12 protein-coding genes and 1 pseudogene are annotated in these 13,734 nt (G+C 64.8%); 3 read left to right on the forward strand and 10 right to left on the reverse strand.

The annotated features are described in order from the left end of the window. The 5 genes from VXD91_RS04495 to VXD91_RS04515 all read right to left on the reverse strand — a co-directional run bounded on the left by VXD91_RS04495 (nt 1) and on the right by VXD91_RS04515 (nt 5,463). Complete coding sequence (locus VXD91_RS04495) at nt 1-1,182, reverse strand: hypothetical protein (protein WP_346414754.1); 1,182 nt, start codon at nt 1,180-1,182, stop codon at nt 1-3. A gap of 262 nt (nt 1,183-1,444) precedes the next feature. Further along, nucleotides 1,445-1,867: a 4'-phosphopantetheinyl transferase superfamily protein gene (locus VXD91_RS04500; RefSeq protein ID WP_346414755.1), complete on the reverse strand. Its 423-nt coding sequence runs from the start codon at nt 1,865-1,867 to the stop codon at nt 1,445-1,447. Beyond that, complete coding sequence (locus VXD91_RS04505) at nt 1,864-4,236, reverse strand: hypothetical protein (protein ID WP_346414756.1); 2,373 nt, start codon at nt 4,234-4,236, stop codon at nt 1,864-1,866. Before VXD91_RS04505 ends, VXD91_RS04500 begins: the two co-directional genes overlap by 4 nt. 4 nt (nt 4,237-4,240) lie before the next feature. Beyond that, complete coding sequence (locus VXD91_RS04510) at nt 4,241-5,221, reverse strand: DUF1839 family protein (protein WP_346414757.1); 981 nt, start codon at nt 5,219-5,221, stop codon at nt 4,241-4,243. A gap of 5 nt (nt 5,222-5,226) precedes the next feature. Continuing rightward, nucleotides 5,227-5,463: an acyl carrier protein gene (locus tag VXD91_RS04515; protein WP_029104977.1), complete on the reverse strand. Its 237-nt coding sequence runs from the start codon at nt 5,461-5,463 to the stop codon at nt 5,227-5,229. On the opposite strand from VXD91_RS04515, the gene VXD91_RS04520 reads away from it, so the two are divergent. Both VXD91_RS04520 and VXD91_RS04525 read left to right on the forward strand, forming a co-directional pair. Beyond that, nucleotides 5,450-6,736, forward strand: a complete 1,287-nt coding sequence (locus tag VXD91_RS04520; RefSeq protein WP_346414758.1) for an acyl-CoA dehydrogenase family protein — start codon at nt 5,450-5,452, stop codon at nt 6,734-6,736. The two genes, VXD91_RS04515 and VXD91_RS04520, sit on opposite strands and share 14 nt — an antisense overlap. Nucleotides 6,737-6,744: 8 nt before the next feature. After that, the gene (locus VXD91_RS04525; RefSeq protein WP_346414759.1) at nt 6,745-7,680 is read left to right on the forward strand and encodes an amino acid--[acyl-carrier-protein] ligase; all 936 of its coding nucleotides are present in this window, start codon (nt 6,745-6,747) and stop codon (nt 7,678-7,680) included. Between the two features lies 1 nt (nt 7,681). On the opposite strand, the gene VXD91_RS04530 is transcribed toward VXD91_RS04525, so the two are convergent. From VXD91_RS04530 to VXD91_RS04540, 3 genes are all read right to left on the reverse strand, one after another. Next, complete coding sequence (locus VXD91_RS04530; protein WP_346414760.1) at nt 7,682-7,870, reverse strand: hypothetical protein; 189 nt, start codon at nt 7,868-7,870, stop codon at nt 7,682-7,684. A gap of 452 nt (nt 7,871-8,322) precedes the next feature. After that, entirely contained in the window at nt 8,323-9,690 is a 1,368-nt protein-coding gene (locus VXD91_RS04535; protein ID WP_346414761.1) for a sugar transferase, read from the reverse strand. A 516-nt stretch (nt 9,691-10,206) separates the two neighbouring features. Further along, nucleotides 10,207-10,881, reverse strand: coding sequence for a GNAT family N-acetyltransferase (locus VXD91_RS04540; protein WP_346414762.1), 675 nt, complete (start codon nt 10,879-10,881; stop codon nt 10,207-10,209). Between the two features lie 154 nt (nt 10,882-11,035). Here VXD91_RS04540 and VXD91_RS04545 point away from each other — a divergent pair, with 154 nt between their 5' ends. Further along, nucleotides 11,036-12,082, forward strand: a complete 1,047-nt coding sequence (locus VXD91_RS04545) for an alpha/beta fold hydrolase (RefSeq protein ID WP_346414764.1) — start codon at nt 11,036-11,038, stop codon at nt 12,080-12,082. 21 nt (nt 12,083-12,103) lie between these two features. Here the strand turns inward: VXD91_RS04545 and VXD91_RS04550 are convergent, their stop codons facing one another. Both VXD91_RS04550 and VXD91_RS04555 read right to left on the reverse strand, forming a co-directional pair. Then, a complete protein-coding gene (locus VXD91_RS04550) occupies nt 12,104-12,937 on the reverse strand; it encodes a DUF4436 domain-containing protein (RefSeq protein ID WP_346414765.1) in 834 nt (277 codons plus the stop codon). A gap of 67 nt (nt 12,938-13,004) precedes the next feature. Then, nucleotides 13,005-13,734, reverse strand: a pseudogene (locus tag VXD91_RS04555) (FAD-linked oxidase); the annotation flags it as partial.

Here is a 13,734-nt window from a genome sequence, read left to right on the forward strand (position 1 = left end):
TCACGCGCGCGTCGCCACGACAGACACCGGAATGTCGCGGTGCGCGATGGACCGGGCGGCGATATCGACGTCGGAAGTGGTGTCGAAGCCGATCCGCACGGCAACCACGATCTGGTCGGCCGTGTCGGCCGCCTCGACCGCGACGGGTGAACTCCAGGTGCCACCGTCGAGGATTGTCGTCTCGGCGCGGTTGGCGCCGTCGCCATCGGCGAGATCCTCACTGACGGCCTCGCCGTGCTCGGCGGCGGCAAAGGCGATATGCCGTGCCACCGTCGCGGAGCCCGACTCGGCGGACGCCCCGACCACGAGGATGGTGCCGGTACACGGGCGGGGGAGTTGCGCATAGATCGTGCGCGCCGCCTGCTCGTCAACCTGCCGCCGCGCGAGTCGGAGTACCGGCCGGAGCGCGAGCTTGTCGTCACCGTCCAACTGGGTAACCGACGTGATGGTGCCGGAGCGCGAGCGCCACACCATGGCCCCGGCCAGTGCCACGATGCCTCCGAGGAGCCCGCCACCGATGGGGCCCAACGCCGGCGAACTCAGCAGTCCGGTCGCTTCGGCGATGCGGGTCGGCTCGACGGTCTGCACACCTGGCGTACGCAGCAACTCGACCTGCAGCGACGTGCGCCGGAAATACAGCTGGACCAGCTCGTCGGTCGGGCGGGTGGCCACCGGTTCACTTGCCCGTTGAGCTTCTTCGAGTTTGGGGATGACAGCGTTGACGGCGTCGAGGCTGGACTGATACCGCTGCTGGTTCTGATCGAACACGTGACCGGTGAAGACGGTGACGGCAGCATCGACAGTCCGGCGAGCTTCGTCTGCATTGGCAGCGGTGGCTGAGAGCGTGACGAGGTTCGACTTCCCTGCCTGCGATGCAGACACCTTGGGCTTCTTGCTTTCCCCGAGCTTCTTGGCGACGGAGTCCAGATAGCTAGGCGATGACAGATAGGCCAATTCGCCCGACATGTAATCGGGCATCGTGTTCAGCAGCGGCTGCGTGCCGAGCATGATTTGGTTGGCCTCGATCGGTTCATCGACTCGAATCGTGGTACTCGCAGTCACCTCTTTGCTCGGGGCCAAGGCGAACGCCCCGATCAGCGCACCGAGCACGATGCCCACCAACGTGATCGGCCACAGCGGCGTAATCCACTTCGAAATCGCAGTCCTACGTCGCGGTCCCACGTCGGCTCCCTCCAAACCTATTCGTGTGGCCTAGACAGTAATGAAGTCACCGTCGGATGGCAAATTTACCGAGATATTGGCAATCATCGCTAAATCATGCGCTGTGCCTTGCATCGCTGCCTCGTTGGACGCGCAACAACCCGGCATAAATGCGGTTTTACAAGCCAATTTCGGCAATCACTTCGCTCGGTACAATGGTGAACGGGCTTGCCCGCCGATGTTGCTGAAAACGGTCATGAGCAATTACAGCAACTTCATATGATCAAGACGGGCCAAGTGAAGTTGGCCCGCAGACGGCGACCACGACGGCGGCAGCGTGGCACTCGGAATGTGTCAGCGACAACGAGATTTGCCGCCAGTGCTGCTCGGCCGCCAGCTCTGCGGCCGAGCCACTCAGCCGGAGGGTGACGAGCGGTTTCGTCGTCACGACCTCGATCTCGCGGGGCACGAAGGCGGCATCTGGGCGTGAAAATGCCTTGATAGCCGCCTCTTTCGCGGCGAATCGGGCCGCGAGCCGAGACAGCCGGCTGGGGCCGGCACATGCGGCCAGTTCGTCGTCGGTGTAGATCTTGGCGAGGAACCGCGTGCCGAACGTCGACACGGAGTGTTCGATCTCGTCGAGACTCACCACATCGCAACCGACCCGGACATGGTGGCCCGGAACCTGCACCTCAGGAACGATCACACCGATCTCCGTATCGCAATCGGCGCGCGCAGATCGATCGACCCGACTGTTCCGGTCGGCGACTCCCCGCCGCTCTGACGGGTCAACAGGATCTGACGCGGCAGTCGTGCGGCCACGTGGAAACAGTTGTCGCTGACGCGCCAACCCGGAATCTCGATTTCGAGGTAACGCAACGCGACCTCGCACACCAACTCGAGGACCCAAACGTGTTCCGATACCGGGGATGCCGTCGCAGTCAACAGCGAAGCGGGTTGCCTGCCTGCAGGATTCAGGACCAGCACGTCGTGCACGGTCGGTCCACCGTCGAAGGCGACACAGGCCTGGACGGCGTCAGCGGTCGGCGGCCCGAATTGATAGGCCCGCGACAGATCTCGGAACCGGCCTGACAGCTCGCTATCGAAAAAGGTGCTCGAGGAGGCCGGCGGCACGGTCAGCGGTCGCGTGACGTCCACGGCCGTGCCCACGGAATTGGTTGCAGTCAAGGTCAATTCGCCATGCAGCTCCGCATCGGTATCGTTGTAGACGTCGATCCTGACGCCGGCGAGGCCCTCGTCCGAAAGCAATACCGTGACCGGAGCCCAGGTCCTGGCCAGCACGGCCAGTGCCGGTTTCGCCCCGCCGTCGGAGTCCAGAAGACCCCACCCGGCGCCGGCCACCATATCCCGGCCGGCCAGTACGAGAGCACCGCCACAGCCTGAGTCGGCCCGCCGCCAGTAAGCGAAGCACTCGCGCATCGCGGTGGCCGCGGCAAGCCGGCCGAGCTGCAGATAGCGTTCGGGATCGGTGCGCCGAACCGTCAGGAGTCCTTCACCGAACACCTCGTGCGCGTAGAAGTCGCGGACGTCCTCGAAGTCCCACGAGGAGCCGCGGTCCCGCGGCACCCCGGCCTTCCAGTCGGGGTGATGCCCGGCGACCGCGGCGGAACCGAAATGGCGTTCGATGTAGCTGGACGACGGGGGATTGGAGAACGCCAGACACTCGGCGGCGAATCGAATTCCGGCACTCCGCACGTCGGTGATCGGGCGTAGGTAGCCACCGACGCCGAACCAGTGCGCTATGCCGGTGTCCGGGCGGATCGCGAGATCGGCGGTTCCCGGTGGGGCCGACGGCGAAGCCCGGACGTAGTGCGCATCAGAGTGTTCCGCGACGGCGGCAGCCAGAACCGACTCGACGACCGCCATCGCCGACTCGTCGTGGCTCAGGCCGAGCATCTCCGGCTGTTGCAGGGTCTCGCTGCCACCGCTGACCACGGTCAGCGCCGGGTTGCCTGACACGCGGTGCAGGACCGAGATGAGTTCTTTCGCGATCAACTCGCTGTGCTCAGCTGGTGGATCGAACGTCGCCAGCATGGCGTCCTGCCACACCAGCAGGCCCGACTCGGCACAGGCATCCCAGAACTCGGCTTGCTCGAAGAGCAACCCGCCCACCACCCGCACCATCGTGGCCCCAGCCGCTGCGAAAGTCTCTACCTGGTCGCGGATTTGCGCGGGGTCGGCGGATGCCCGGATCGGGTCGGGTGGGGACCACGTCGCGCCCCGGCAGAAGATCGGAGTGCCGTTCACGCTGATCCGAAAACCGTCCGCTGAAACCGACACTGTCCGGAATCCGACCGGCCGATCGGCCACATTCACGCCGTCGGCTTCCAGGCGCACCCGATACACGTGTTGCGGCCCATAACCGTTGGGCCACCACAGGAGCGGACATTCAACGGTGACGTCGAACCGGAATCCACCGCCGGAAGGTGTGGTGGTCTCGTCGGCCAGCTGCCGGCCGGCCGGATCCACCACGGAGAGCCGCATCGTGCGGGCACCGCTGGTTCCCGCGATCGTGATGACGTTTCCGTCGACCCGCGTGACAACGTCGGTGCGGATCTGCGCCGCCACCGCGGTTACCGGGCGCCAGATACCGACGGGCGCAGGAAGATTCCCGTAGACGGGGGCGCGCCCGATGAGCGTCGTTCTGGCCCACCGCAAACCCGGCGCGCTGACCAGCGTCGAGCGCCACCGTCCCCTCGGCCTTCGCGTCTCGAGCCAACGGTTGAGCGATGCGAAACGGATCACCACCTCGTGATCACCGGCATCGCATTCGATGCGCAGCGGCAGAAACATCGATTCGCATTCGGCCACGGGCGACTCGTCGAGAAAGACCGTGGCGGGGAAGGTCAATCCCTCGAATTCGATACTGGTCGTGTGTGCCGCGGTCAACGTGGTCCGGTACCACCAGTCGTGGTCGTCGGGGTTGCCCTCATACGCGGTCGCCACCGTCGCCGGGATGTCCAGGGTCGGTGCGGCGGCCCAATCAGCAGTCAGCTCTTCGGGTCCCGCAACGGCGCCGGGTTGCCGGCGCAACACCTGCCAACGTGCCGGCATCGCCTCAGCCGACCGCATCGGCGATGACGTCGAGCGCGTCCTGCCAGCCGGTGGCCATGGCGGCAAGCGAGGCTGACACATCGACCTTGCGCCCGCTCACCGCCCGAGCCATCTTGAACTGCACCGCCTTCGCCGCCGCCGCGACGTTACGCAGTGGCGTGGCTGCTGTGGCCGCACCCGAGAACTCGGCATCGAGGTGTTCGGCGAGATCTGCGAGCAATTCAGCCGATGCCCCGCACTGACGCAGCGAACCGAAGGCCCACAAGTGGAAGCGGGCCATTCCTGCCTCAGGCAGCCAGTGCCCGGCATCTTCGACGCAGGCAGCCAGTCGATCGATCGGATTTCCACCCGGGCGGCGCGAAAGCTGCTCGCGCACAATCGTTGCTACGGCGCCAGGCTGTACGCGAGCGGGGAAGTGGCGCACGACTTCGATGTACGGCGGGAGCAGCGGCGCGGACGCAGCGGTCAGTCCGAACACTCCGTCGAAGTCCTCGCCGTCGAGCGCGAACAGGCCCGCGTTGTGCAGGTAGCGCATCTGCCTCGCGTCCCGGTCGACGCTCAGCGGTGTGATCGTCGTCTTGACGTGTTCGGTGCGATACGCGGTTCCCGCGGTGTCGGGCAGCCACCAGCTGTCGACTTCCACGGTGTGCAACACGCCACGCCGCGGTCCCGTTTCCACCAATTCGAGCACCGGAAGCCACGAATTCTCTTCGGCTACTTCGATACCGTACAGCCGACGCAGGTCCTCCGGCTGCTGCTTACCGAAGGTCCAGCTCAGGCCGTCATGGTCTGCCGAGAGCAGCGACGCGAAGCTCGGAACAGGGTCCAGCCCAAGACAATTCAGAATCTCGATCCACAGGTCGAGATAGCAGTTGGTCTCGGCCCAGAGCCGGTCGGCGTGGTGCGTGAAATGTGGCTCGTAACCATCGGGCCTGGCGTCGATCTGCAGGGGATTGGCAGCTTGCGGCACCATGGCGCGACTCATGGGACCTACTTGGCGAGATTCGAGACGACCGCCTGGATGTTCCGTATCGAGGCAAAGGTGGACTTTTTGAGGGCTTCATCGGGGAACTCGATGTCGAACTCGTCCTCCAGCGCCAGCATCACATTCACCGAGGCGTGGGATGTCAGGCCCAATTCGTAGAGGTCGGCGTCGTCCGCCACCCCGATCGGGTCGACGGCCATCCTGCCGTGCGCAGCCAAAACGCGTTCGATGGTTTCCCGCATACCCGTATCATACAGAGTATCTGCTGCTGATAGTTCGCTGTATTCGTCACAGCTAACTACAATTCTGCGAAGAGCCGACGGTCGGTTCATCGCCCGAGGGGGTCACATGCCCGATCTTGACGGCGCGGCCGCGCGCACTGCGTCGACCATACCCGGGCTCGTCGACGCCGTGCGCGTCGCGGCAGCCGCGGCAGACGAGGTGGACCAGCAAGCGCGCTTTCCGCACGAAGCCATCGATGCTCTCAAGCAGGCACAACTACTTTCGTGTGGGCTTCCGTCCGAACTCGGGGGCCAGGGGTTTCGCATCGCGGAGCTCGCGGTGATCGCCCGGGCGTTGGGAGCCGCCTGCAGCGCTGCGGGCATGGTCTTCGCCATGCACCAGACGCAGGCCCTGGTTCTTGCCAAATACGCCCGCAGTGGCCCGGCCGCAGCTGTGGCAAGAAACATCGCAGCAAATCAGTTGCTCATTGCGTCAGCAACGACTGAGAGCACGACGGGCGGTGATCTCGGTTCCTCAACGTGTGCGATCGTCAGCGAAGGTGACGTCGTGCTCCTGGAAAAGAACGCGCCGGTCATCTCCTACGCTGAGCAGGCCGACTACATCGGCGCCACTGCCCGGCGCCACCCGGATGCGGCGAAGAACGATCAGGTGTTGCTGTTGTGCCCGGCCGGCGACACCGAGCTGAAGCGCACCAGCACCTGGGACACCATGGGTTTTCGTGGCACGTGCAGTCCGGGCTATCTGTTGTCGGCGCGAACCTCGCCCGCCAATCTGATTCCGGCTGACTACGCGAGCATCCTGGCGACGACCATGCTGCCCGCGTCACACACCCTGTGGGCGTCGGTGTGGTTGGGGATCGCCGATGCGGCGTACGCCAAGGCCCGCACCGTCGTTCGACAAGCCGCGCGCAAGGCGCCGGACAAGACGGTCCCACAAGCGTCGGTGCTGGCTGATCTGACCGTGACACACCAGAGCTTCGAATCGATGGTGCTACACGAGGTTCTGCGCTATCAGTCCCTGGCCGAGTCGGGCGCCGATGAAGCGACCATCAGCTTCACCGTCGCCATGAACAACCTCAAGATCGCCGCATCGACCGCGGTGATCGACGTGGTAACCAATGCGCTGAAGATCGTCGGGCTCAACGGTTATCGCGAGGACCACGCGTTGACGATGGGCCGTCTCTTGCGAGACGCATTCGGTCCACAGCTGATGGTCTCGAACGAACGTATTCGAGTAAACAACGCCAATCTCGTGTTGGCCTACCGGGGGTGAGAATAGTGATGACGACCGACGAACCACTCGAGTCGGCGCGCAAAGAATTTCGCGATGAACTGGTCGGTGTCGGCCACTTGGTGCCGTTGGGGATCGACGGACTCTATGGACGCGGTGGTGATTTCGAGAAGATCGTCGACGGCATCGACGTCGCGGTGCGCCGGAAGGGTGCCGAGGTGCACGGCGACGCGGCTGCGGTCCTGCGCTTTCCGCCGTTGTACCCGCGCGAAGCGTTCGAGAAGACCGACTACATCGCGTCATTCCCGAATCTGACAGGCGCCATCTCGACCTTCACCGGAGGCAACCCTGAGCATCGCGCGCTGCTGGCGGATCGCGATGCCGGACTGGCGTGGGATGGGCACCTGAACCCTGCCGGGACCATGCTGGTGTCGGCTGCGTGCCATCCCAGTTACGGCACGCTCGCAAAGGTCCTGCCCGAGGACGGCGCACTGATGGATATCTACGGCTACTGCTTCCGGCATGAGCCCGCCATCGATCCGGCGCGCATGCAAGCCTTCCGGATGCACGAATACGTGCGCGTCGGCTCACCCGAACAAGCTGAGTCACATCGTGACTCGTGGGTGGACCACGGCATGGAGGTACTCACCGCGCTCGGCCTGGATGCCCGGCCCGCGCCCGCCAATGATCCGTTCTTCGGCAGGGCCGGCCGAATGCTGGCGGCGAACCAGCGGGACGAGAATCTCAAAACGGAGCTGTTGGTGCGGCTCTACGGCGATCTCGATGACGGTACCGCCGTGGTGTCGGCGAACTGCCATCGGAATCATTTTGGTGAGACGTTTGGGCTGTCGACCGCCGACGGGGCCGTCGCACACAGCGCCTGCGTCGGATTCGGCATGGAGCGGATCGCCCTTGCCCTGCTCAAAACCCATGGGCTACAGCCTGATTCGTGGCCGATTGCCGTACGCGAAGTGCTCGGGTGGTAGCTCAGGAGATGAAGCGCATGACGTCCGCCCTGCCGACGTCATGCTGCTTCGCCTGGCGGTAGCCGAGCGCGACGCCGACTGCGACGACCATCAGCATCGCCACTGAGCCGGGGATTGCGGCCGAACTGGCCACGTCGCCGTCCAGTGCCACTCGAAGTTCCCACTCGGGTCCGGCCACGAGTGCCAACACGGCATCGTCATCGACCGGACTGCTGATGTTGATTCTGTTCCCCGGCGCCGAATGTGGCGGTGTGTCCGGTCGTTCGCCAGAAGCCAGTGCGTCCCGTCTTTCCCGGATTCGGAGTCGGTGCCGCGGGCACATCCGTGACGTCTGACGTTGAGGGTAGGTGCTTGGGGGACTTGGCCGATGAGTGACCGGAACGCTCAGCACGGCCGCCTGCCTCTTTGGCCACCCGCGGTGGCGAGTCGACGGGCGATGTGGGCGACGGCTCCGCCGCAGCCAGCGGGCAGCAGCCCACCACACCAGCCATGGCCAGAATCGCCAGGCACAGCGCGGTGTCCTGCCGCCGTGATCGCGTCATTTCGTCGCGGGTCTCCTGGCATGCCTGGACCTCGAGCGACGTTGATCGGGGTCGGTCTCGCTCGAGGTCCAGGAGTTTGGCGGGCAGGTCGCCACGGTTGTCAGTAGGCGCCGCTGCCGGTGAGCACAGTCCGGATGGTTTTGGTGATGATGAGGATGTCTTGGAGCAGCGACCAGTTTTCGACGTAGGTGAGGTCTAGGCGCACAGCGTCTTCGACGGCGAGGTCGGAGCGTCCGCTGATCTGCCAGAGTCCGGTGAGGCCGGGTTTGACGGCGAGGCGGCGGCTGACGAGGTCGTCGTAGGTGTCGACTTCGCGGCGGACTTGGGGTCGGGGTCCGACGACGCTCATGTGTCCGGACAGGACGTTGAGGAATTGGGGGAGTTCGTCGATGGAGTATTTGCGGATGATTTTGCCGACCGGGGTCACGCGGGGGTCGTCTTTGATCTTGAAGAACAGGGCGTTGCCGCCGTTGGCGGCGATCATGTCGGCTTGGCGGGTGTCGGCGTCCTGGTACATGCTGCGGAACTTGGTCATCTTGAACGGGATGCCGTCCAGTCCGATGCGCTCCGCCTTGTAGAAAATCGGGCCGGTGCTGGTGAGTTTGACGGCCAGCGCGGTGACAAGCATGAGCGGAGCCACCGCTAGTAGGGCGGCACCGGCGAAGGCGATATCGAAGGTGCGTTTGATGAGTGAATTGGCTCGGCTGTATTGAGGTTTGGCGATTTCGAAGACGGCCATGCCGGCGACGGGGCGGCTGGTGAGGCGTTGGTCGGCGATGTCGATGAGGCCGGGGGCGACCATGAGGTCGATGCCATGGGTTTCCAGTTCCCACATGAGTCGGCGGATGTCGGTCGGGCTGAGGTGATGGGTGGCAGCCAGGGCGACGGTGTCGGCGTTGGTGCGCTGGACGGCGGCGAGGATGGCTTCGTCGGTGCCGACGATGGGGATGTCGCGGCCGGCGATGGTGATGACTTCCTTGGCGTGGGTGGGTCCCATCGGGGTGCAGAATCCGGCGACGTGGTACCCCGCCCAGGGGTCTTTGGCGAACTCGGTGGCGATGTCTGCGGCAGCGCTGGTGGCGCCGACAACGAGGAGGCGACTTTGGTCGTGGCCGTGGCGGCGCTTGTTCGCGTGGATCTTGCGCCAGATCCAGCGGGTGGTGATCAGACCGACCAGGCCGGTGGGCAGGGCGATGGCCAGGTAGCCGCGTGAGATGTCGAAGTGCAGCAGTGTCGAGGCGATGGCGATGAGGCCGAACAGCTGCAATGTGGCCGCGGCCAGGGTGACGTATTCGTCGAAACCCCGGCCGACGACTTTGGCCGACCGGCTGCCCAGCGACAAGAAGCCCATCCATGCCGCCGCGATGACCGCCGACACGGCGAGGTACCGGACGTGAGGGCCGCCGTCGAGGGACATGTAGACGGGGTGGCCGCTGGTGGTGGCGAACCGGAAAATTTGCCCGAACATGACGGAAGAGCAAATAACCAGAGCATCGCTGAAAATGAGCTTTCGTGCATATTTTGCGTGACGCTGCTCACGGATGGACCCGCCCCGGTTGCGGCTTGCGGTAACCGGTGGTAGCTCCAGGCTGAGCTCGTTTGTTGTGTCGACTTGGCTGGCGGCCGGCTCGGTGACGGGCTTGTACTGTGTGTTTTCTACCGTTGGTGTCGACATGGTAACCGGGGCGCTCTCTGCTGGGCGGGACTCACTCGGCTGGCTCGACCCCAGGGTGCTTGCAGGATTCACCTGCCTATTCGGGATCGACGCGCGGACCGACGGTGGTCTCGCGCTAGGCACTACTTGTTAACGAACGCGATTTTTAGCAAATTTATACCGAAGGGTTGAAACCGGCAAGTAGGACACCTAACCAACAGCTGTTATGGCCATCACACTTGTCGCCCGCCACCGGTGAGGTCGGGCTCTGACGGGCCCGGAATGGGCGAAGCCGGCCCAGCATGTGGAGCGACGACGTGTCGACGCGAGTCAGGAAATGCGGACGATCTCGAGGGGGACGGTGCGCGTCAGGGTGAAACCCATCGCCTTGTAGAGCCTCTGAGCCGGGTTGTCGCTCGAGGTATGGAGGAATGGAGTTTCGCCGCGCTCGCGGATGCCGTGTGCGATCGCGCGGATCAGGCGGGATGCCAGGCCCTGTCCGCGGGCTTCGGGGGCGGTGCACACTGCGCTGATTTCCGTGTAGCCGGTCGGACGCATCCGCTCGCCGGCCATCGCAACAGGCGAACCGTCGGCGGCACGGATGCCGAGGTAGGTTCCGAGTTCGATGGTCCGGGGCAGGAACGGCCCGGGTTTGGTCTGCTCGACGAGAGCGGTCATCTCGGGTACGTCGGCCGGTGTGAGCGGTATCGCCGCCGGTTCGGGCGCGGTATCGACGCCGCTGCCCTCATATTGGACCAAACCGAATGTCTCGACGACGGACCACCCCGCGGGCAGTGGCGTGGCGCGGTCGCGAAGTACCGCAATCTTGGTGGGCCCGGCCAGGCGGGCGACGTGGCTGTAGTCCTCGTCGGTCAGCTCGCGTGGGTGACCATAGAACACCGACACGTCCGGGTGATAACGCTGGATTCGTCCGCTGACTTCACGGAATCGGCTGTGCGGGCCGTCCAGCGCGGCGTTGACGGGATCGGCGAGCACATCGGTCACGTCTCGATCATCCCAGACGGCGAGACGGCGTCAGGACGCCGCTGGCGACGGCCCTGCCGAGAAGGCTTTGGATTCACGACGATTGAATCGCGTTTGTAGCCCTGCCTATTCCCAACCATTCTGGGCGGGGAGACAGAAGATAGACTGCCCGACCATGCCCTCGCTTGCGACCTCGGCGCGCAACCTGTTCGCCATCACGCTCGGCGATGGTGTCTGCCCACCGGAGCCGACCGAGCATGTGGTGCTGTTCGATGAACCGCACCGCCAGCTGCGGCGCTACGGCCATTCGGACGGATGCGAGTCCGCACTGGTGCCGGTTCTGCTGGTACCACCACTGGCCGCTTCGGCGACCTGCTACGACTTGTCGCCGGGTCAATCGCTGGTGGCTCACCTGCTGGAACAGGGCCGTACCCCGTATGTGGTCGACTACGGCGAAATCGGCTGGGCCGACCGGCATCTCGGTTTGGAGGCCTTCTTCGCAGACATCCTGCCGGAAGCCATCGAGCGGGTGCTCATCGATTCCGGGGCTCAGGAACTCGATTTGATCGGCTGGAGCCTCGGCGGCACACTCAGCCTGTTCACGGCGGCCGCAAACAAGGGTCTGCCCATCCGTTCGATCACGGGCATCGGTACACCTCTGGATTACGGCCGAATCCCCGGATATCCAGAAGTCCGACGAATCACCAAGCCCACCAACGGCTATGCGGTCACCACCGTCCTGCGCGCCATGGGCGGGGTGCCCGCCCCGGTGGTGCAGGCCGCCTACCGAGCGACGTCCTGGGATCGTGAACTCAAGCGACCGTGGTTCGTCCTCAACAACCTGGGCAACACCGAAGCGTTGGCCAGGGCCGAAGTGATCGACCGCTTCCAAGATGCGTTTCCGGGATATCCCGGGCGCGCCGTGTCCCAGATGTGGGGCCGGCTGATCTACCACGACGAGATCGCCACCGGCGTGGTCAACGTCGCGGGCCGGACCCTTGACCTGACGTCATTGACACTGCCGATCCAACTGTTCGGCAGCCACCGTGACGCCATCGCGCCGTGGGGATGCGTGCACAACGGGGTGACCATGCTGAAGTCGGCCGACGTTCGGTTCGCCACGGTGGAAGCCAGCCATCTCGGCTTGGTCGCATTGTCGGCCGGTGTCACCGAGACGTGGCCGGCGATCGACGACTTCCTGAAGGAACTGGACAGCCGCTAGGAGTGCCCGCCGGCGGCCGTGCTATTCGGGCTTGAGGTGGCGCCACCAGCAGGTGATGTAGAGGCTCATCGAGGCCACCAGGGTCACGATCACCCAGAGCACCACGGACACGTCGATCCACGTTCCGATGGGCGGTGCGTCGGGCAGTGCGTTGCGCAGCGGCACCACTGCGAAAAGCATTGCGGCAAACCATGTTGTCATGGGTGGCTGAAACTTGCGGCGGTTGCGTGCGGTCTGTACGGCGACCACCGCTCCTAGTACTGCGATCGTCACGAGCGCGCCGACGAGGACTGCGGCGAATGCGGCCGTGCTGGGGGAGCGCTGCGCCTTGACGCGGTAGACACCCGGTGCGGCGTCGTTGCTGCCGGCCGGAATGTGGAACATCCATCCGGGCACCCGATCGAAGAACGCGGGCGTCACGCGTATCGGCACGTGTGACGCACCCCGGTACAGTTCGACGGTGATCGGGCCCGAGCGGTAATGGTCGAATGGATAGCTGCCAGGATCGCCGGACAGGATCAGCGCGACGGGAAAGACGTCGGGCACCATGCCTTTCGTCCAGGTGCGGCGGGTCGGTGTCACTGCGGATTGCACTGCGACACTGAGGTCTTCGGTGAGGCTGTGCGTCTGCGGGTCCAGCAGCGCCGGACCGGGCACGACGGTCACGTTGGCCACCATGTCGCCTTTGACCGAATGGACCTCGTTCAGGTCGATGGTGACGGTGGTGCCATCGGCTGTCGGTAGCGGCTCGCTGATTTGGCTCGGGTGTCCGAGGCCGGTCCTCGCGTACAGCGCGATTGTCGTGAGGTACAGGGCGACGACAACCGCCACACTCGCGACTACCCGGACTTTCATCGGCGACCCCTCCCGCGGAATTGACAGCAGTGTAAGTCAGGTTCCGCGGAGTGCTGCGCGCGACATATCAATCGGACGAACCCGCCTGGAATGGTTGATCGTTCGGCGACAGGGGAAAGTTTCCGCGCAGTATCGATTGCGGGTCGTACTCGCGTTTGATTCGCCGTAATCGGGACAGCGAGCGTGGTTCGAAAACATCCGCCAGTGTTCGGTCGGGCGGCAGGAAGTTATGTGGCTTGAGCGCACCGATCGCTGTGTCGAGCGCGCTCACGGCATGTTGCTGCGCGTTGCGCAGCTGGACGCACGCGGCAGGAGTGGGGGCCAAGCCGAACAGGTTCAGCAGGTAGGGCGCGCGTGCTGGTCCGGCGGGACTGTCTGAGGGGCCGGCGAGAGCGCCCCCGAGGTGCCGGATCTGAATGTTCACGAGCGGAGGGGCGCTGTGTTTCAGCAGACGCTCCAGCACGTCCGCGTCGAACCGGCGCAGCCACTCACCCCGAAACAGCGCCGGGGTCGGGTCGACGGGCTCGGCCGCGATGTTTCCGAGCTGTGAAAGTGGTAGCGGCGCAACAGTGTTCGAGACAGCACCGGGAACATTGAGCAACGGGCGGATCTGTTCAACCGCTGTGCTGTCTGCGCCCAGATAGCTGAGGAAAACACTGACTTCGGGAGCCGCACCGCCGGGCGGGGTGGTCAGGTTCAGCCACAGCGTTAACTCCGGTGGCGCTTCGGCTGTGATGGCGTTGTATGCCTCCCATACCTCGGGTGCGCGACTGATAGGCCATAGGGTCTGCTGCACG

Source organism: Mycobacterium sp. SM3041 (assembly GCF_039668335.1).
GTDB lineage: Bacteria > Actinomycetota > Actinomycetes > Mycobacteriales > Mycobacteriaceae > Mycobacterium.